Genomic DNA, 16,974 nt, shown 5'->3' on the forward strand with positions numbered 1-16,974 from the left:
CAGCCACGACGGACCGCACGGATGCCCCGCCGAGCCCCCCACGGACCCCGTCCTACAGGCCCTGCCCGTAAGAGAAGAACCGGGCGGGGTCGTACTGCTTCTTCACCTTCCCCAGCCGCGTCACCGCGTCCCCGTAGTACGCCTTCTTCCAGTTCGCCAGCGTCGGGTCCGTGTAGTTCTGGTACGCCGCCCCGGAGGCGTAGGGCGCCATCGCCTGGTGGGCCGAGGCCAGCCACGATTGGGCCGTACCGCCCGAGGCCCCCGCTCCCCAGGAGGCGATGTACTGCGCCAGCATCCGGGAGCGGCGGTGGACGAAGGCCGTCGCCGTGGGCGAGACACGGTTGACCGCGCCGCCGAGGGCCGTGAACGCGATGCTGCCCGCGCCGCCCCGGACGGACGAGATCTGCCTGAGGACCGTCTGGATGCCCGCCGCGGACAGCGAGCGGTCGAAGAAGTCCGAGCGGGCCGCGTACGTCTCGCGGCCGAGCCTGCCCTGCGGCGAGCGGCCCGGGGTCGAGCCGGGCAGATGGCACTGGGCGTCGGTGGAGAAGGAGGAGCAGCCGGCGTAGATCTCCATCGCCTCCTCGTAGCCCCGGCGGCGCAGGCTGACGGACGTGGCGTTCGCGCCGGCCGCGTGGGCCAGGCGGTCCACGGCGTTCTGGAGTTCGCCGTAGGTGCCGAGGGAGAAGCAGGCCACGGAGATGGTCGGGGTCCCGCCCGGCGTGGCCGCCAGGTGCAGGGAGGACCAGATCTCGTCGGGCTGGCTCGGGCCCCACTCCTGCCAGGCCTTCAGCACGGCGGCGGCCTTGGCCCAGGGCCAGGTCATGTACGCGGTGACCGCCTGCGGGGCCGCGTGGGTCTTGAACTGCAGCTCGGTGACGACGCCGAAGTTGCCGTTGCCCGCGCCGCGCAGCGCCCAGAAGAGGTCGGAGTGGGAGGAGGCGTTCGCCGTCACCTGGGTGCCGTCGGCCGTGATGACCGTCGCCTGGGTGAGGCTGTCGCAGGTGAGGCCGTAGGCGCGGGAGGCGACGCCGTGGCCGCCGCCGAGGACCAGGCCGGAGACGCCGACGGTGGGGCAGGAGCCCGCGGGTATGGTCACGCCCTTCGCGGCGAGCGCCCGGTAGACGTCGATCAGCTTGGAGCCGGCGCCGACCACCGCCTGTCCGCCGCTGACCCGTATGCGGTTCAGCCGGGAGACGTCGAGGACGAGGCGGTTGTCGCCGGAGGAGTAGCCCGCGTAGGAGTGGCCGCCGTTGCGTATGGAGACCCGTATGTTGTGCGCGTGGGCGTAGGCCAGGGTCGTACGGATGTCGTCGGTGTGCGCCACGTAGGCCACCGCGGCCGGTTTCAGACCGTCGAAGCGGGTGTTGTACAGCTGGTGGGCCGTCTTCCAGGTGGCGTCGCCGGGCCGGATCAGGGGGCCGTCCAGGTCGCGCGCGAGGCCCGCCCAGTTCGCGGCGGCGTTCTCGCTGGTGGTCTTGAGGGACGTGAGGGACGATGAGCCCGTGTTCGCCGACGTGGTGGACCTGCCCGAGCCCGAGCTGCACCCGGTCAGTGCGGTCGCGGCCAGCGCGGCCGTGCCGCCCGCGATGAACGTACGGCGTTCCATGTGCATCGTCGTCTCTCGCCTTTCCGCGGGCCTCCTTGGCCCTTCCCTGGGGTGAGACGACCCTGTGGGCACATTGGTTCGTAACAGTTCGCGCACAGGGAACCGAGCATCGAATACGTGTGCGCGTAACCCGATCGTCGGAACCTCCATGTGTTCTCCCCGTAAGCATTCCGTGACCTCACCGGGCCGACGGCAGGGGTTCACCCCCCGTTCACTTCCGGCCATCGGCGGCTTCACCTGTTCTGCCTAATTTCGGCCGTGCACGGTGCTGGAGCGCGGTCGTTTGTGCGCTCGGGCATCTCACTCCCTCGCACGCCGCCGACCGCGGCGGCTCCTGGAAGGAACTCCCGAAAGTGAAGCTTCAGCGCAAGAACCGGCTGCGCGCCCTTTCGCTCGGTGCGATCGCCGTGACCGGCGCCCTGGCCCTGACGGCGTGCGGCTCCGACGACAACGGCGGCAAGGCGTCGGGCAACGCGTCCGGCTCCGCCAACGCCTCCTCGGCCAAGTGCGACGGCGCCAAGGGCCAGCTGCTGGCCGACGGCTCCTCCGCGCAGAAGAACGCGATCGACGCGTGGGTCAAGGCGTTCTCGCAGGCCTGTGGCGTGCAGATCAACTACAAGGGCGGCGGCTCCGGCGCCGGTGTCACCTCCTTCAACCAGGGCCAGCTCGCGTTCGCCGGTTCCGACTCCGCGCTGAAGCCCGAAGAGGTCACCGCCTCCAAGAAGGTCTGCTCCGGCGGCCAGGGCATCGACCTGCCGATGGTCGGCGGCCCGATCGCCCTCGGTTACAACGTCCCGGGTGTCGACAACCTGGTCCTGGACGCCCCGACGATCGCCAAGATCTTCGACAGCAAGATCAAGAACTGGAACGACCCGGCGATCAAGAAGCTGAACCCGTCGGCGAAGCTGCCCGACCTGAAGATCCAGGCCTTCCACCGTTCCGAGGACTCCGGTACGACGGACAACTTCACCAAGTACCTGATCGCCACCACCCCGGCCAACTGGAAGTACTCGGGCGGCAAGGCCTGGCAGGCGCAGGGCGGCCAGGCGGCCTCCGGCTCCGCCGGTGTGGCCCAGGGCGTCAAGCAGAACTCCGGCGCGATCGGCTACTTCGAGCTGTCCTACGCCAAGGACATCAACACCGTCTCCATCGCCACCGGCGCCAAGGCCCCGGTCAAGCCGTCCGTGGAGAGCGCGACCGCCGACATCGCGGCCGCCAAGGTCGTCGGCACCGGCAAGGACCTGTCGCTGAAGCTGGACTACGCCACCAAGGCCGAGAACGCCTACCCGATCACCCTGGTGACGTACGAGATCGTCTGCGACAAGGGCAACAAGGCCGACACCCTGCCCGCCACCAAGGCGTTCCTCCGCTACATCGCCAGCGAGGACGGCCAGAAGGTGCTGTCGAGCAACGACTACGCCCCGATCCCCGACGAGATCATCGCCAAGGTCCGCACCACCATCGAGGGCCTGAGCTGACCTGATCCGAGAGTGCGGCCCGTGCCCGACAGGGCCCGGGCCGCACCGTCCGGTGCACCGCCGCCATGAGCCGCCGCCCGTGAGGGCGCCCGGCTCCGCAGACCGGAGAACCCGATGGACATATCGACCAAGACAACTGACGCATCTCCCCCCACGCCCCAGCCCAGGGTGACCGAGCAGAAGCGCAACGCCCGCGGCGCGTCCCGCCCCGGCGACCGCATCTTCCTCGGCCTGTCCCGGGGCTCCGGCATCCTGCTGCTGGTGATCATGGCCGCGATCGCGGTCTTCCTCACCTACCGCGCCTCCCTCGCGATCAGCAAGGACCACGGCAACTTCCTGACCACCTTCGAGTGGAACACCAACCTCACCCCGCCGACCTTCGGCATCGCGGTACTGGCCTACGGCACGGTCATCTCCTCGATCATCGCCATGGTCATCGCGGTTCCCGTCGCCGTCGCGATCGCGCTGTTCCTCACCCACTACGCCCCGCGCCGGCTGAGCGGTCCCATCGCCTATGTGATCGACCTGCTCGCCGCCGTGCCGTCCATCGTCTACGGCCTCTGGGGCGCCCTGATCCTCGTCCCGCACATGACGGGCCTGTACGCCTGGCTGAACGACTACCTCGGCTGGACCGGCCTGTTCTCCTGGGACGAGGGCGCACCCCGCGCCATGCTCACCGTCGGCATCCTGCTGGCGATCATGATCCTGCCGATCATCACCAACGTCAGCCGTGAGGTGTTCCGGCAGGTCCCGCGGATGCACGAGGAGGCCGCGCTGGCCCTCGGCGCCACCCGCTGGGAGGTCGTCCGCATGGCCGTCCTGCCCTTCGGCCGCTCCGGTGTGATCTCCGCGTCCATGCTCGGCCTCGGCCGCGCCCTCGGCGAGACGATGGCCGTCGCCACCGTGCTCTCCCCGGACTACGTCATCCACCTCAGCCTGCTGAACCCGGGCGGTGGCACCTTCGCGCAGAACATCGCCAGCAAGTTCGGTGAGGCCACCGAGCAGGGCCGTGACGCGCTGATCGCCTCCGGTCTCGTCCTGTTCGTCATCACCCTGCTGGTCAACGGCGCGGCCCGCGCGATCATCGCCCGCCGCAAGGAGTACTCGGGGGCCAACGCATGACCACCGCAGCCGTCACCGAAAAGCGCCCCAGCTCGCTGCGCGGCGCCAGCCTCCCGAAGTGGTCCCCGTGGGCCATCGCCGCCGGCTCGGTCGTCGTGGCCGTGGCCATCGGCCTGATCGGCGGACTGAGCAGCAAGATCCAGTGGGGTCTGATCGCCGCGATCCTGTTCGTCCTCGGCACCTACGGCATCGCCGCCCGCGTGGAGGGCCGCCGTCAGGCCAAGGACCGGGTCGCCACCTCTTTCGTCTGGGTCGCCTTCCTGGTCGCTCTCGTCCCGCTGGTGTCCCTGATCTGGGTGACCGTCGCGCGCGGTGTGAAGGTCCTCGACGTCTACTTCCTCACCCACTCCATGGGGGTCGTCGCCGACTCCGAGCCCGGCGGCGGCATCTACCACGCCATCATCGGCAGCCTGGAGCAGGTCGGTCTCGCCACGGTGATCGGTGCGCCGGTCGGCATCCTCACCGCGATCTACCTGGTGGAGTACGGGCGGGGCAGGCTCGCCAAGTCCGTCACGTTCTTCGTGGACGTGATGACCGGTATCCCGTCGATCGTCGCGGGTCTGTTCATCCTGTCGCTGATGCTCATCTTCAAGATGCAGCCGTTCGGCTTCGCCGGCTCGCTGGCCCTGGCCATCCTGATGATGCCGGTGGTCGTGCGCTCCACCGAGGAGATGCTCAAGCTCGTCCCGAACGAACTGCGCGAGGCCTCGCTGGCGCTCGGTGTGCCGAAGTGGCGGACCATCCTGAAGGTGGTCCTGCCGACCTCCATCGGCGGTATCACCACCGGCGTCATGCTGGCCATCGCCCGTATCGCGGGCGAGACCGCGCCGGTGCTGCTGCTGGTGTTCGGCAACCCGTTCATCAACAACGACCCGTTCGAGGGTGCGCAGGCGTCGCTGCCGCTGTACATCTACCAGCAGTACGCGCAGAGCGCGGGCGCCAACGCGGCGTACGACCGCGCGTGGGCGGCGTCCCTCACGCTGATCGCCTTCGTGATGATCCTGAACCTGGTGGCCCGCGGCATCGCCCGCTGGAAGGCCCCGAAGACCGGTCGCTGAGGCGACTATCTCCGGCTCCGCCGGGCGGGGCCACACAGCGACCGAGCTTGAATTTCTGGAAGTGAAGTAGACGACATGGCCAAGCGAATCGACGTAAGCGGACTTACCGCCTACTACGGCTCCCACAAGGCGATCGAAGACATATCGATGACCGTCGAGCCGCGTTCGGTGACGGCGTTCATCGGCCCCTCCGGCTGCGGCAAGTCGACGTTCCTGCGCACGCTGAACCGGATGCACGAGGTCACCCCCGGTGGCCGCGTCGAGGGCAAGGTGCTGCTGGACGACGAGGACCTGTACGGCGCCGGCATCGACCCGGTGTCGGTCCGCCGCGAGGTCGGCATGGTGTTCCAGCGGCCGAACCCCTTCCCGACGATGTCGATCTTCGACAACGTGGCGGCGGGCCTGCGGCTGAACGGCAAGTACCGCAAGAGCGAGCTGAACGAGGTCGTCGAGAAGTCGCTCAAGGGCGCGAACCTCTGGAACGAGGTCAAGGACCGCCTGAACAAGCCGGGCTCCGGTCTGTCCGGTGGCCAGCAGCAGCGTCTGTGCATCGCCCGCGCGATCGCGGTCGAGCCGAAGGTGCTCCTCATGGACGAGCCCTGCTCCGCCCTGGACCCGATCTCGACCCTCGCGATCGAGGACCTGATCGGTGAGCTGAAGGAGCGCTTCACGATCGTCATCGTGACGCACAACATGCAGCAGGCCGCGCGTGTCTCGGACCGTACGGCGTTCTTCAACCTGGCCGCCGTCGGCCAGCCCGGCCGGCTGATCGAGATCGACGACACCGAGCGCATCTTCTCCAACCCGTCGGTCCAGGCGACCGAGGACTACATCTCGGGCCGCTTCGGCTAGGCCGGGCGACCCGCAAAGACCCCTCGCGGTGCTGCATGGCGGTGCCACCGCGAGGACGCAAAAGAGCCCGCCCCTGGCTCCCGGGGGCGGGCTCCTGCGTATGCCGGCAGCGCATCTGCCGCAGGCCTCGGCAGCGCACCTGTCGTAAGGCCCCGCAGCGCACCTGCCGCAAGGCCCCGGATACACCACCGCCCGCCCCTCGGCCGGCTTCTCAGCCGATCGGGACGGGCGGGCGGGTGTGCGGGGCGGCCGGCCGGAGCGCTACAGCACCACGAGGTCGACGACCCCGAAAGCCAGCGCGGCGACGAGCCCGGCGGCCGGCATGGTGATGAACCAGCCCAGGACGATGTTCTTGGCCACGCCCCAGCGGACGGCGTTGACGCGCTTGGTCGCGCCCACGCCCATGATCGCCGAGGTGATGACGTGGGTCGTGGAGATCGGCGCCTTGAAGAGGAACGCCGTGCCGAACATGATCGTCGCCCCGGTCGCCTCCGCCGCGAAACCCTGCGGCGGGTCCAGCTCGATGATCTTGCGGCCCAGTGTGCGCATGATGCGCCAGCCGCCGGCGTAGGTGCCCAGGGAGAGCATGACCGCCGAGACGAGCTTCACCCAGACCGGGATCGGGTCGCCGAACGTCTCGTGGCCGGAGATCACCAGGGCCATGACGACGACACCCATGGTCTTCTGGGCGTCCTGGAGGCCGTGGCCCAGGGCCATGCCGGCCGCCGAGACGGTCTGGGCGATACGGAAGCCCCGCTTGGCCTTGTGGGGGTTGGAGCGGCGGAACATCCACAGGATGGCCGTCATCACCAGGTAGCCGCCGACCAGGCCGACCACGGGGGACAGGAACATCGGGATGATGATCTTGTCCACGACGCCGTTCCAGTGGACCGCCGTACCGCCCGCCAGGGCCGCGCCCACCAGGCCGCCGAACAGCGCGTGGGAGGACGAGGACGGCAGGCCGAAGTACCAGGTGATCAGGTTCCAGGTGATCGCGCCGACGAGCGCCGCGAAGAGGATGCCCATCCCCGTCGAGCCCTCGGGCGTGGCGATCAGCCCCTCGCTGACGGTCTTGGCGACGCCCGAGCCCAGGAAGGCACCGGCCAGGTTCATGACCGCCGCCATGGCGAGGGCCGCCCGCGGGGTCAGCGCCCGCGTCGACACCGACGTCGCGATCGCGTTCGCGGAGTCGTGGAAGCCGTTCGTGTACGTGAAGAAGAGCGCGACCGCGATGGTCACGATCAGGGCGAAGGTGTCCATCGACGCCTCAGGACTCCTTGACGGCGATGGTCTCCACCGTGTTCGCCACGTGCTCGAACGCGTCCGCGGCCTCTTCCAGGACGTCCACGATCTGCTTGAGCTTGAGCACCTCGATGGCGTCGTACTTGCCGTTGAAGAGGTGCGCGAGGAGCTTGCGGTGGATCTGGTCCGCCTGGTTCTCCAGGCGGTTCACCTCGATCCAGTACTCGGTGAGGTTGTCCATCGTGCGCAGGTTCGGCATCGCCTCCGCGGTGAGCTCGGCGGCCCGCGCCAGCACCTCGATCTGCTGCTCGACGCCCTTCGGCAGTTCCTCGACGTTGTAGAGGACGACCAGGTCGACGGCCTCCTCCATGAAGTCCATGATGTCGTCGAGGGACCCGGCGAGGGCGTAGATGTCCTCGCGGTCGAACGGCGTGATGAACGAGGAGTTCAGCTGGTGGAAGATCGCGTGCGTGGCGTCGTCACCCGCGTGTTCCGCGGCCCGCATACGCTCTGCGATCTCGGCTCGGGCAGGTGCGTCCGCCCCGAGCAGTTCCATCAGGAGCTTCGAGCCCGTGACGATGTTGTCCGCGGATGCGGCGAACATGTCGTAGAAGCTCGTCTCCCTGGGGGTCAGACGAAAGCGCACGTGGGGTCCTCGGGGTGCTTCGGTTTCGGTCAGGCTGATGCTAGGCGCATCATCCGGCCACGGCTATCGGGCCGCATCCCAGTGTCGCCCATCGGGCACAGTGATCAGCACGGGGGCGTACCAAGGGCTCCCTACCCCGGAAAATTCGTTACCATATACCCAGTAGGGGTATGTATCCGCCGCCCGTCCCGAGATGGAGGCCCGCGATGACGACGACCGAGGCCGGCGCCACGCACGGCTACCACAAGCAGAAGGACGAGCACCTCAAGCGGCTGCGCCGGATCGAGGGGCAGATCCGCGGCCTGCAGCGCATGGTCGACGAGGACACGTACTGCATCGACATACTCACGCAGGTCTCGGCCTCCACCAAGGCGCTGCAGTCCTTCGCGCTGCAGCTGCTGGAGGAGCACCTGCGGCACTGCGTCGCGGACGCGGCCCTCAAGGGGGGCGACGAGATCGAGGCGAAGGTGGACGAGGCGACGAAGGCGATCGGCCGTCTGCTGCGCACCTGATCCGCACCCGGGGTCCTCAGACGTCCTTCTCCTCGGCGACCCGCAGCACCTCGTCGATGCTCTCCAGGCTGAGCCGGTCCTCGGCCGCGGATGCCGCGATGATCAGTTCCCCGCACAGCTCGATCTCGGCGAGGGCCACGTGGTCCTGCACCGCCGTGCCGCCGAGCGGAGCCACCTGCCTCACCTCATCTCTGCCGTCACCGACTTCCTAGGGTAGGCAGCGCTCTACACACCGCGCATGGCACGGACGGGCTACTTACGGGGTGGTGGGAGGGACTAGTTGTCGCCCTCGGCGATCCGGCCCGCGTAGATGTCCGCCGAGCGCGGCAGCCGTACGTCCGCGGGGATGCCGTAGTCGTACAGCAGTGTCGTCGAGGCGACCGCCACCGGGACCTTCTGCCGGCTGTTGACGAAGCTGAAGCGCTGTCTGAGCTTGCGGATGCGGCCCTGGTCGTCCAGGTAGGCGTCGAACGGGACCCGGGTCGTGGCGAACCCTTTCGCCGCCGCGGCCAGTGGCTCCCGGTTCTCGGCGGAGGCCAGTCGGGCCGCGCTGCGCAGGTCCGCCGTGCCCCGGTAGTGGCGTACGGCCGTGCCGCCGACCTCGGTCCTGCCGACGTAGGACGCCGTACGCGTCCCGCGCAGCAGCTCGGCCGCCGCGTACGGGTCGGTCACGCCGCCGGTGACCAGATTGCCGTCGGACAGGGTGGCCGTGTCCACCCGCACCCACTTGTCGGCGGGCACGCCCGCGCCCCGGTTCTTCATGAACAGCGCGCCGGGGGCGAGGAGTTCCGTGATCGGCTGGTGCTCGGCGGTGCCCGCCGGGTCCTCGGGCAGGACGACGGTGAGCCGGCCGAGGCGGCTGTGGAAGTCGTAGACGCCCTTGCCGCGGATGGTGACGCGGGTGCCGCCCGTGGCCATCTCCATAGAGGTGGTGGCCTTGGAGCTGCCCGCCCCGCGCAGCGTGTCGGCGGCCCGGTGCAGGACGGCGACCGGATCGCCCCCGCCCTTGACGTCCTCGGCGGCGGCCCCGCGGGAACAGCCCGTGGCACCCGCCCCCAGACCGAGCATGATGCCGACCGCGACGACCGTCCTGCCCGCGATCCTGTGCTGCCGCCGATCCATCGCCTGCCTACCCCCAGCCGGTACGTCCGTCACGGGCCCCCTGTCGTCCGGTTAACGACCGGTAGGTGGCGCCGTCACGCGCGGGCCGGGGAGCGGGGACGGGTGTGCGGGCGCTTCACCGGGCGGTGGGTAACGTTGTCGGTGTGGCATTCCAAGCGGCACAGCAGGACGAGCCGGAGCCCGCCCGGTCCGGGCGGGAACACCTCACCACGACGACCGAACAGGGCCGCTTCTGCGTGGCCCGCTGCAGCTGCGGCTGGCGGGGGCCCGCCCGCAGAGCCCGCAGCCAGGCCCGCACGGACGCGGAAGGTCACGCGGCGGAGCTGTGAAGCGCGTCCACCAGGTCCCGGTCGCGGGGCTGGGTGAGGCGGCCGCGGGCCGCGGCCGGGGAGAGCCACAGGATCCGGTCCACCTCGTCGTTCGGGGTGAAATGGCCGGAAACCGCCTTGGCCGCCCAGTAACGCACCTGCTTGGGGCGGCCGTTGGCGAGATAGCGCACGGTCGCCAGCTCGTCGCCGGGCTCGGCCGTGTACCCGGTCTCCTCGGCGACCTCCCGAAGGGCGCCCGCGAGCGCGTCCTCGCCCCGCTTGAGCTTGCCCTTCGGGTGCGACCAGTCGTCGTACTTCGGCCGGTGGACCAGGCAGATCTCCAGACAGGCGTCCACCGGGGAACGGCGCCACAGGACGCAGCCGGCCGCCTGGACCAGGTTGTCGTTCACACCGCCTCCACGGTCTCCTTCTGCCAGGCCTGCTGGAAGGCGAACCTGGCGGCCTCCACCTCGTGCCGCTGGTCGGCGTGCAGCACACCGAGCGCGTACGCCGTCGCCGGGGCGATCCGGGGCGTACGGGCGGCCTGGGCCGCCGCCGCTGCCGCCTCCGAGGCGTCCCGGTGCCGGTTCAGGGCCTGCCCGGCCGCCAACAGCCGTACGTCCACCGGCGCGTTGCCCGCGTGCAGCACCTCCCGGGCGTACCGGTGCAGGCGCAGCAGCAGGCGGACCTGGTGCCAGGGGCCGTCCTGGGGGTGCGGGGACGGGTCCGGGGACAGGCCGTGGACGAGGGCCTCCGCGTTGTACGGGTGGCCCGCGGTGAGCAGGGGCAGCGCGGCGACGGCGGCTGTCAGCCGTTCCTCCGCGGCGGCTGCCTGCGGGTGCAGGCCGGTGGCGGGGGCGGTGGGGGTGAGGGGGACCTCGCTGGCGAGTACGGCGACCTTGTCGGCGACGGCGTGGAACCGGCTCGACCCCAGTGCCTGCAGGGCGGTGGAGTGGGCCCTCGTCCGGGCGAGGGTGAGCTGGCGTTCCAGCAGGGCGCCTGCCTTCGCCGCGCCGACCGTCAGGTTGCCGCGTTCCGCCGCGGGCGCCGGGCCGGCCGGGCCGCCGGCGTGCACGGGTGCCGCCGCGCCCGCCCCGGCCGCCCCGGCGGCACGACTGCCCGCGGCCGCGGTGACGGCCGCGGGCGCCGCCACCGGCTGGCCCGGGAACACCGGCGCGCCCGACAGGCGGTGCAGCGCCAGCAACAGCCGCTCCAGGCGCGCCCCGTAGGCGTGCTCCAGGCCCAACGTGCCTGACAGCCACGCCAGTTCGGGACGCATCTCCTCGGACCAGTCCGCATCCAGGAGCGGGCGGAAGGTGTGCAGGCTGCCGCTGATGCGGCGGGCCGAGCGGCGCAGCAGGCGTGCCGCGTCGACGGACTCCTCCGCACCGACGGCCGCGTTGCCTCCCGTCTCGCGGTGCAGGCGCAGGGCGCGGAGGAACTCCGTGGCCTGGGCGCGCAGGTACGCCGCGAGGGCGTCCCCGGTCACCACGTCGGCCGTGGGGTCCGTCGGGTCAAGGTGTTGCTGTGCCACGCCGGCGCCTCCGGGCGTCTATGAGCATCTCCTGGACGTTGCGCAGGGGTTGGCCGTCCGCGTCGACCGCGTGCCGTGTCCACTCGCCGTCGGGGCCGAGGTGCCAGGAGGCGGTCGTGTCGGACATGCCGGTGTCGAGCAGCCGGTTCAGGGCCGCGCGGTGAGCGGGGTCGACGACCCGCACCAGGGCCTCTATCCGGCGGTCGAGGTTGCGGTGCATCATGTCGGCGCTGCCGAACCACACCTCGGGCTCGCCGCCGTTGCCGAACGAGAACACACGGGAGTGCTCGAGGAAGCGGCCGAGGATGGAACGGACCCGGATGTTGTCGGACAGGCCGGCGACGCCGGGGCGGATCGCGCAGATGCCGCGCACCCATATGTCGACCGGCACGCCGGCCTGGGAGGCGCGGTAGAGGGCGTCGATGACGGCCTCGTCGACCATCGAGTTCACCTTGATGCGGACGAAGGCCGGACGGCCCGCGCGGTGGTGCTGGACCTCCTTGTCCACCCGCGAGACCAGGCCGTCGCGCAGGGACTTGGGGGCCACCAGCAGGCGGCGGTAGGTCTCCCGGCGGGAGTAGCCGGACAGGCGGTTGAACAGGTCGGAGAGGTCCGCGCCGACCTGCGGGTCGGCGGTGAGCAGGCCCAGGTCCTCGTACAGGCGCGCCGTCTTCGGGTGGTAGTTGCCGGTGCCGACGTGGCTGTAGCGGCGCAGGGTATCGCCCTCCTGGCGGACCACCAGGGACAGCTTGCAGTGCGTCTTCAGGCCGACGAGGCCGTAGACGACGTGGCAGCCGGCCTCCTCCAGCTTGCGCGCCCACTTGATGTTGGCGTGCTCGTCGAAGCGGGCCTTGATCTCGACCAGGACGAGGACCTGCTTGCCGGACTCGGCGGCGTCGATGAGCGCGTCGACTATCGGGGAGTCGCCGGAGGTGCGGTACAGGGTCTGCTTGATCGCGAGGACGTCCGGGTCGGCCGCGGCCTGCTCCAGGAAGGCCTGCACGGAGGTGGAGAAGCTGTCGTACGGGTGGTGCAGGAGCACGTCGCGGGTGCGCAGGGCGGCGAAGATGTCCGGTGCGGACGCGGACTCGACCTCGGCGAGGTCGCGGTGGGTGCCGGCGACGAACTTCGGGTACTTCAGCTCCGGCCGGTCGAGGCTGTGGATGCGGAAGAGGCCGGTGAGGTCCAGCGGACCCGGCAGCGGGTACACCTCCGCCTCGCTGATCTTCAGCTCGCGGACCAGCAGGTCCAGCACCTCGCGGTCGACGGACTCCTCGACCTCCAGGCGGACCGGCGGGCCGAAGCGGCGCCGCATGAGCTCCTTCTCCAGGGCCTGGAGCAGGTTCTCGGCGTCGTCCTCCTCCACTTCCAGGTCCTCGTTGCGGGTCAGGCGGAAGGTGTGGTGCTCCAGCACCTCCATGCCCGGGAACAGCTCCTCCAGGTGCGCGGCGATGACGTCCTCGATGGGGACGTACCGGCCGGGGCTGCTCTCCAGGAAGCGGGACAGCAGCGGCGGCACCTTGACGCGCGCGAAGTGCCGGTGGCCGCTGACCGGGTTGCGTACGACGACGGCCAGGTTCAGGGAGAGGCCGGAGATGTACGGGAAGGGGTGGGCGGGGTCGACGGCCAGCGGGGTCAGGACCGGGAAGATCTGGTGCCGGAAGAGCGTGAACAGGCGGGCCTGCTCCTTGTCGGTCAGCTCGCTCCAGCGCACCAGGTGGATGCCCTCCTCCGCGAGCGCGGGGGCGACGTCCTCGTGGTAGCAGGCGGCGTGCCGGGCCATGAGCTCGCGGGAGCGGGCCCAGATCATCTCCAGCACCTCGCGCGGCTGCAGCCCGGAGGCGGAGCGCGTGGCCACGCCGGTGGCGATGCGGCGCTTCAGGCCGGCCACCCGGACCATGAAGAACTCGTCCAGATTGCTGGCGAAGATCGCGAGGAAGTTCGCCCGCTCCAGCAGCGGGGTGTTCGGGTCCTCGGCGAGCTCCAGGACGCGCTCGTTGAAGGCGAGCCAGCTGCGTTCACGGTCGAGGAACCGGCCCTGCGGCAACGGCGTGCCGCCGACCTGCGACTCTTCGTAAGCGTCGAGGTCGGCATCGATGTCGGGTTCCAGGTCGGAGACGGTCGCGGACACCGTGTGCGGGCGGTGCGCGGCGATGGAGCCCACGGAGGGCTGGACGTGCTGGACCTCTGCTGCCTGGGTGTCTTGCTGACTCATGAACCCATTCTTCCGCGCCATGGGCGAGACGGGCGCGTCGGAACGTGCGGGTGGGAGCGTCACGGCCCCGTTCCCCGCGGGCCCCTCGGGGGGCGGCGAAGGCTCTGGCACGGCGGGCTTCATTCGCCGAGCGTCGCAAGCTTGGCTGAATCAATGGTTACGGAGACATGACGTGCGGGATAGCGGGGGGCGGCTCCCGGGGGATCCTGGTCATGATCGTGACGGTTCGCCCCCGCGGATTACGCCCTTCGCGGGAGGCGCCCCGCCGCTCCGCCGGCCCGGGCGGCCGGTGCTTCAGGTCCCGGTGCGGTACGTGCTCACGTCTCGGTGCGGTACATCAGGTCCGTCTCGTACGTGCTGAAGCCCAGCCGCTCGTACACCGAGACCGCCGCCTGGTTGTCGGCGTCGACGTAGAGCATCGCCGTCGGCAGCTGCTGGGCGGCCAGGTGGCGCAGGCCGATCGTGGTGAGCGCCTTGCCGAGCCCGCCGCCCTGTTCGCCGGGGCGGACCCCGAGGACGTACACCTCGCCGAGGCCCTCCTCGGCGTGCACCTTCGTCCAGTGAAAGCCGATCAACTCCCCGCGCCGCTCGGCGAGGAAGAACCCGGCCGGGTCGAACCACGGTTCGGCCTTGCGGTCGTCGAGGTCGCGCTGGGTCAGCGAGCCCTGCTCGGGGTGGTGGGCGAAGGCGGCCGCATTGACCTCCAGCCAGGGCGCGTCGTCCTTGCCGGGCACGAAGGCACGCACGCTCACGCCCTCCGGCAGCACCGGGTCGGGCAGCGCCAGGTCGGTCAACGGCCGCCGCATCTGGCGCAGTTCGCGGAACAGGGTCAGGCCGAGCACCTGGGCGAGATGCCGGGCGGCGGAGTGTCCGCCGTGCGCCCACACCCGCAGACGCTTGCCGGAGGCGGCGAGCAGCGCCGAGCCGAGGGCCCGGCCGTGCCCGTGTCCGCGGTGGGCGGGGTGGACGACGAGTTCCGCGGCCGGCGCCTCCACCGGGTCGGTGTCCTCCAGCTGGGCGTAGCCGACGAGTTCGCCGTCGAGGTGCAGCAGCAGATGCGAGACGCCCTCGCGGGCACCTCCGCGCAACTGCAGCCGGCCCTGCTCGGACACCGGCTGCTGCCCGTCGATCCGGGCGGCCTCGGTGAGCAGGGCCAGCACGGCCTCGGCCTGTTCCGGGGTGAGCACGGAAAGGGTGTCGATGGAGCGGGCGGTTGCGGGGCGTGCGGTGTCGTCGCTGCTCATGCGTAGAGGGTACGGCAGGCACCCGGTAATTCAGGGCCCGCGGGAATTGTCATTTCCTGGCTTCGGAATGCCGTAATGCTTTCCGTGTCGGAATTCTGGCGGCTTTGTTTCAGGATGCGGTCGACGGGTCGTGGTGCGCGTCGTCGTCCTCCGCGTTGCGGGCCATGCGCTCCAGGACCCGGACGGCGGTGCGGTACTCGTCCGGCCGGATGCCGGCCATGGACCGCTCGCGGAACGCCGCCACGCGCTCGGTGACGGCGGCCAGGCGGCGGCGGCCGTCGGGGGTGAGGGCCAGCCGGTGCGGTGTGGGGCGGGCCGCCCAGCCGCCGGCGAGCACGGCGTCGACCGAGGCGCCCAGGGTGCGGACGTCCGCGTGGGCGGCGAGCGCCGACAGGACGTCGGCGTCGGTGGCCTCGGGCGCGGTGTCGCCGAGGACGTTGAGGACCTGCCAGTCGAGGCGGGTGAGGCCGAACTCGGACAGGACGCCGTTCATCGCGTGGGTGAGGGCCTTGTCGGTGCGGTTGAGCCAGTGGCCGATGGGTTTCATGCGGGGGTCCCCTCGGTGTGCGGTGTGTCCAGCAGGGCGGGCCAGTCCTGGGCGGCGGCCCAGTCGGTGAAGGAGTGCCAGGCGATCTCGGGGTGGGCGCGGCGCAGGGCGGCGGTGTCGACGTAGAGACCGGTGGTGGAGAAGTACGCGAACATGGCCGCGAGGTCCGCGGATCGGGTGCGGACGTGGTCGAGGGCGACCTCGTGGTGCCGGACCGGGCGGCCGGTGGCCGCGGTCAGGGCGGCCGCGATCTGCTCCGGGGTGAGGGTGTCGGAGGCGATGTCGATCCGGCGGCCGGTGAACTCGGCCCGGCGCGCGAGGGCCAGCGCGGCGAACGCGCCGATGTCGGCGGCGGGGATGAGGGCGAAGGGCCGGCCGGCGGGCATGGGCCAGCCGAAGACGCCGTCGCGCAGTCCGGACAGGGTCCAGCCGCCGGTGTAGTTGTCCATGAACGCGGCCGGGGCGATCACCGTCCAGGGCACGCCGCAGGCGCGCAGGTACTGCTCGACCTGGTGCTTGCTGTCGTAGTGCGGGACGCCGGTGGCGCGGTCGGCGTGCGCGGCGGAGGTGAGGACGACGTGCCCGAGGCGGGCGGCCGCCGCGGCGTCGACGAGGGTCCTGCCCTGCCGGACCTCGGTGGCGGTGTCGGTGCCGAAGGGGGTGGTGACGGCGAAGAGCGCGTCCGCGCCGGCGAGCGCCGCGTCGAGCGAGGCGCGGTCGTCGAAGGCGGCGCGGCGGACGTCGGCGCCGAGGGTGCGCAGGTCCTGGGCGGCGGGGGCGTGCGGGTGGCGGGTCAGGGCGCGGACGCGGTGGCCGGCGGCCAGCAGGGCGCGGGCGGTGGCCCCGCCCTGGGCGCCGGTGGCGCCGGTGACGGCGACGGTGAGCATGGGTGTCCCCCGGTGGATAGGATGGCAGTTGTCTGCGTGACGCATTAGCTGCGTCACACAGGAGATAGTAGCGTAGTTTCGCTGCGTCGCGCAGTGAATTGGGAGGCGAGCCACCGTGACGGACCCGAACCGGGACCGGCTGTACGAGGAGTTGGCGACCGAGTCGCGCCGCTACCTGGCGGCGTATGTCCTGTTCAACCAGGCCGTCGCCGACCATCTCGGCCTGCACCCGACCGATGTGCAGGCCCTGAGCCTGCTGTCGGCCGAGCCCGAGCCGCTCACGGTCCGGCAGATCGCCGACATGACCGGCCTCACCACCGGCTCGGCCACCCGGCTGGTGGACCGGCTCGAACGCGGCGGCTACGTGGCCCGCACCCCCGACCGGCAGGACCGGCGCCGGGTCCTGGTCACCCCGGTGCCGGAGCGCATCGCCCGGGTCACCGCCGTCTGGGACGAGCTGGGGCGGACCTGGCAGACCCTGTTCGACGACCACAGCGAGGACGAGCTCAGGGCGATCACCCGCCACATGCGCCGCGCGAACGACCTCAGCCGCACCCAGATCCAACGCCTGCGCGCCCTGCCGAAGAAGGACTGAGCC

The 16,974-nt window shown here is 70.9% G+C and carries 18 protein-coding genes; 7 read left to right on the forward strand and 11 right to left on the reverse strand.

Annotated elements, in window-relative coordinates:
• Positions 1-52 precede the first annotated feature (52 nt).
• Positions 53-1,609, reverse strand: coding sequence for an FAD-binding oxidoreductase (locus IO33_RS0136695; protein WP_031173255.1), 1,557 nt, complete (start codon positions 1,607-1,609; stop codon positions 53-55).
• 353 nt (positions 1,610-1,962) lie between these two features.
• Here IO33_RS0136695 and pstS point away from each other — a divergent pair, with 353 nt between their 5' ends.
• The 4 genes from pstS to pstB all read left to right on the forward strand — a co-directional run bounded on the left by pstS (position 1,963) and on the right by pstB (position 6,119).
• The gene (gene pstS, locus IO33_RS0136700; protein WP_031173257.1) at positions 1,963-3,087 is read left to right on the forward strand and encodes a phosphate ABC transporter substrate-binding protein PstS; all 1,125 of its coding nucleotides are present in this window, start codon (positions 1,963-1,965) and stop codon (positions 3,085-3,087) included.
• Between the two features lie 114 nt (positions 3,088-3,201).
• Complete coding sequence (gene pstC / locus IO33_RS0136705; protein WP_031173259.1) at positions 3,202-4,209, forward strand: phosphate ABC transporter permease subunit PstC; 1,008 nt, start codon at positions 3,202-3,204, stop codon at positions 4,207-4,209.
• Positions 4,206-5,267: a phosphate ABC transporter permease PstA gene (gene pstA, locus IO33_RS0136710; protein ID WP_031173262.1), complete on the forward strand. Its 1,062-nt coding sequence runs from the start codon at positions 4,206-4,208 to the stop codon at positions 5,265-5,267. Before pstC ends, pstA begins: the two co-directional genes overlap by 4 nt.
• Before the next feature lie 75 nt (positions 5,268-5,342).
• Positions 5,343-6,119 (forward strand): phosphate ABC transporter ATP-binding protein PstB, encoded by a 777-nt coding sequence (pstB, locus tag IO33_RS0136715; protein WP_031173263.1) that lies wholly within the window; start codon positions 5,343-5,345, stop codon positions 6,117-6,119.
• 261 nt (positions 6,120-6,380) lie between these two features.
• On the opposite strand, the gene IO33_RS0136720 is transcribed toward pstB, so the two are convergent.
• Complete coding sequence (locus tag IO33_RS0136720) at positions 6,381-7,379, reverse strand: inorganic phosphate transporter (protein ID WP_031173264.1); 999 nt, start codon at positions 7,377-7,379, stop codon at positions 6,381-6,383.
• Positions 7,380-7,386: 7 nt separating this feature from the next.
• A complete protein-coding gene (locus IO33_RS0136725; protein WP_031173265.1) occupies positions 7,387-8,007 on the reverse strand; it encodes a DUF47 domain-containing protein in 621 nt (206 codons plus the stop codon).
• Between the two features lie 206 nt (positions 8,008-8,213).
• On the opposite strand from IO33_RS0136725, the gene IO33_RS0136730 reads away from it, so the two are divergent.
• Entirely contained in the window at positions 8,214-8,519 is a 306-nt protein-coding gene (locus tag IO33_RS0136730) for a metal-sensitive transcriptional regulator (protein ID WP_031173267.1), read from the forward strand.
• A gap of 16 nt (positions 8,520-8,535) precedes the next feature.
• Here the strand turns inward: IO33_RS0136730 and IO33_RS51435 are convergent, their stop codons facing one another.
• Positions 8,536-8,694 carry a hypothetical protein gene (locus IO33_RS51435; RefSeq protein ID WP_167349494.1) on the reverse strand — a complete coding sequence of 53 codons (159 nt, stop codon included), beginning with the start codon at positions 8,692-8,694 and terminating at the stop codon, positions 8,536-8,538.
• 101 nt (positions 8,695-8,795) lie between these two features.
• On the reverse strand, positions 8,796-9,641 hold the full coding sequence (locus tag IO33_RS0136740; RefSeq protein ID WP_031173269.1) for an SCO4651 family lipoprotein: 846 nt from the start codon (positions 9,639-9,641) through the stop codon (positions 8,796-8,798).
• A gap of 143 nt (positions 9,642-9,784) precedes the next feature.
• Between IO33_RS0136740 and IO33_RS0136745 the strand changes: the two genes are divergently transcribed.
• Positions 9,785-9,970: a hypothetical protein gene (locus IO33_RS0136745; RefSeq protein ID WP_078964043.1), complete on the forward strand. Its 186-nt coding sequence runs from the start codon at positions 9,785-9,787 to the stop codon at positions 9,968-9,970.
• Here IO33_RS0136745 and IO33_RS0136750 read toward each other — a convergent pair.
• The 6 genes from IO33_RS0136750 to IO33_RS0136775 all read right to left on the reverse strand — a co-directional run bounded on the left by IO33_RS0136750 (position 9,952) and on the right by IO33_RS0136775 (position 16,376).
• Positions 9,952-10,359: an NUDIX hydrolase gene (locus tag IO33_RS0136750; RefSeq protein WP_031173274.1), complete on the reverse strand. Its 408-nt coding sequence runs from the start codon at positions 10,357-10,359 to the stop codon at positions 9,952-9,954. The two genes, IO33_RS0136745 and IO33_RS0136750, sit on opposite strands and share 19 nt — an antisense overlap.
• Positions 10,356-11,483 carry a CHAD domain-containing protein gene (locus IO33_RS0136755; RefSeq protein ID WP_031173276.1) on the reverse strand — a complete coding sequence of 376 codons (1,128 nt, stop codon included), beginning with the start codon at positions 11,481-11,483 and terminating at the stop codon, positions 10,356-10,358. Before IO33_RS0136755 ends, IO33_RS0136750 begins: the two co-directional genes overlap by 4 nt.
• Positions 11,464-13,821, reverse strand: coding sequence for an RNA degradosome polyphosphate kinase (locus IO33_RS0136760; RefSeq protein WP_209438985.1), 2,358 nt, complete (start codon positions 13,819-13,821; stop codon positions 11,464-11,466). Before IO33_RS0136760 ends, IO33_RS0136755 begins: the two co-directional genes overlap by 20 nt.
• Positions 13,822-14,015: 194 nt before the next feature.
• The gene (gene mshD / locus IO33_RS0136765) at positions 14,016-14,942 is read right to left on the reverse strand and encodes a mycothiol synthase (protein ID WP_031173278.1); all 927 of its coding nucleotides are present in this window, start codon (positions 14,940-14,942) and stop codon (positions 14,016-14,018) included.
• Between the two features lie 109 nt (positions 14,943-15,051).
• Positions 15,052-15,489, reverse strand: a complete 438-nt coding sequence (locus IO33_RS44790; protein WP_051927172.1) for a MarR family winged helix-turn-helix transcriptional regulator — start codon at positions 15,487-15,489, stop codon at positions 15,052-15,054.
• Positions 15,486-16,376, reverse strand: coding sequence for an NmrA/HSCARG family protein (locus tag IO33_RS0136775; RefSeq protein ID WP_031173282.1), 891 nt, complete (start codon positions 16,374-16,376; stop codon positions 15,486-15,488). The genes IO33_RS44790 and IO33_RS0136775 overlap by 4 nt, the downstream gene beginning before the upstream one ends.
• Positions 16,377-16,491: 115 nt before the next feature.
• On the opposite strand from IO33_RS0136775, the gene IO33_RS0136780 reads away from it, so the two are divergent.
• Positions 16,492-16,971 (forward strand): MarR family winged helix-turn-helix transcriptional regulator, encoded by a 480-nt coding sequence (locus IO33_RS0136780; protein WP_031173284.1) that lies wholly within the window; start codon positions 16,492-16,494, stop codon positions 16,969-16,971.
• Positions 16,972-16,974: the final 3 nt, after the last annotated feature.

Source organism: Streptomyces durhamensis (genome assembly GCF_000725475.1).
Taxonomy (GTDB): Bacteria; Actinomycetota; Actinomycetes; order Streptomycetales; family Streptomycetaceae; genus Streptomyces; species Streptomyces filipinensis.

What these genes read in the sequence shown, in the direction of transcription:
- IO33_RS0136695 (WP_031173255.1), bottom strand. Translation starts at nt 1,609, where the DNA reads ATGGAACGCCGTACGTTCATCGCGGGCGGCACGGCCGCGCTGGCCGCG.
- pstC (WP_031173259.1), top strand. Translation starts at nt 3,202, where the DNA reads ATGGACATATCGACCAAGACAACTGACGCATCTCCCCCCACGCCCCAG.
- pstA (WP_031173262.1), top strand. Translation starts at nt 4,206, where the DNA reads ATGACCACCGCAGCCGTCACCGAAAAGCGCCCCAGCTCGCTGCGCGGC.
- pstB (WP_031173263.1), top strand. Translation starts at nt 5,343, where the DNA reads ATGGCCAAGCGAATCGACGTAAGCGGACTTACCGCCTACTACGGCTCC.
- IO33_RS0136720 (WP_031173264.1), bottom strand. Translation starts at nt 7,379, where the DNA reads ATGGACACCTTCGCCCTGATCGTGACCATCGCGGTCGCGCTCTTCTTC.
- IO33_RS0136730 (WP_031173267.1), top strand. Translation starts at nt 8,214, where the DNA reads ATGACGACGACCGAGGCCGGCGCCACGCACGGCTACCACAAGCAGAAG.
- IO33_RS0136740 (WP_031173269.1), bottom strand. Translation starts at nt 9,641, where the DNA reads ATGGATCGGCGGCAGCACAGGATCGCGGGCAGGACGGTCGTCGCGGTC.
- IO33_RS0136760 (WP_209438985.1), bottom strand. Translation starts at nt 13,821, where the DNA reads ATGAAGCCCGCCGTGCCAGAGCCTTCGCCGCCCCCCGAGGGGCCCGCG.
- mshD (WP_031173278.1), bottom strand. Translation starts at nt 14,942, where the DNA reads ATGAGCAGCGACGACACCGCACGCCCCGCAACCGCCCGCTCCATCGAC.
- IO33_RS44790 (WP_051927172.1), bottom strand. Translation starts at nt 15,489, where the DNA reads ATGAAACCCATCGGCCACTGGCTCAACCGCACCGACAAGGCCCTCACC.
- IO33_RS0136775 (WP_031173282.1), bottom strand. Translation starts at nt 16,376, where the DNA reads ATGCTCACCGTCGCCGTCACCGGCGCCACCGGCGCCCAGGGCGGGGCC.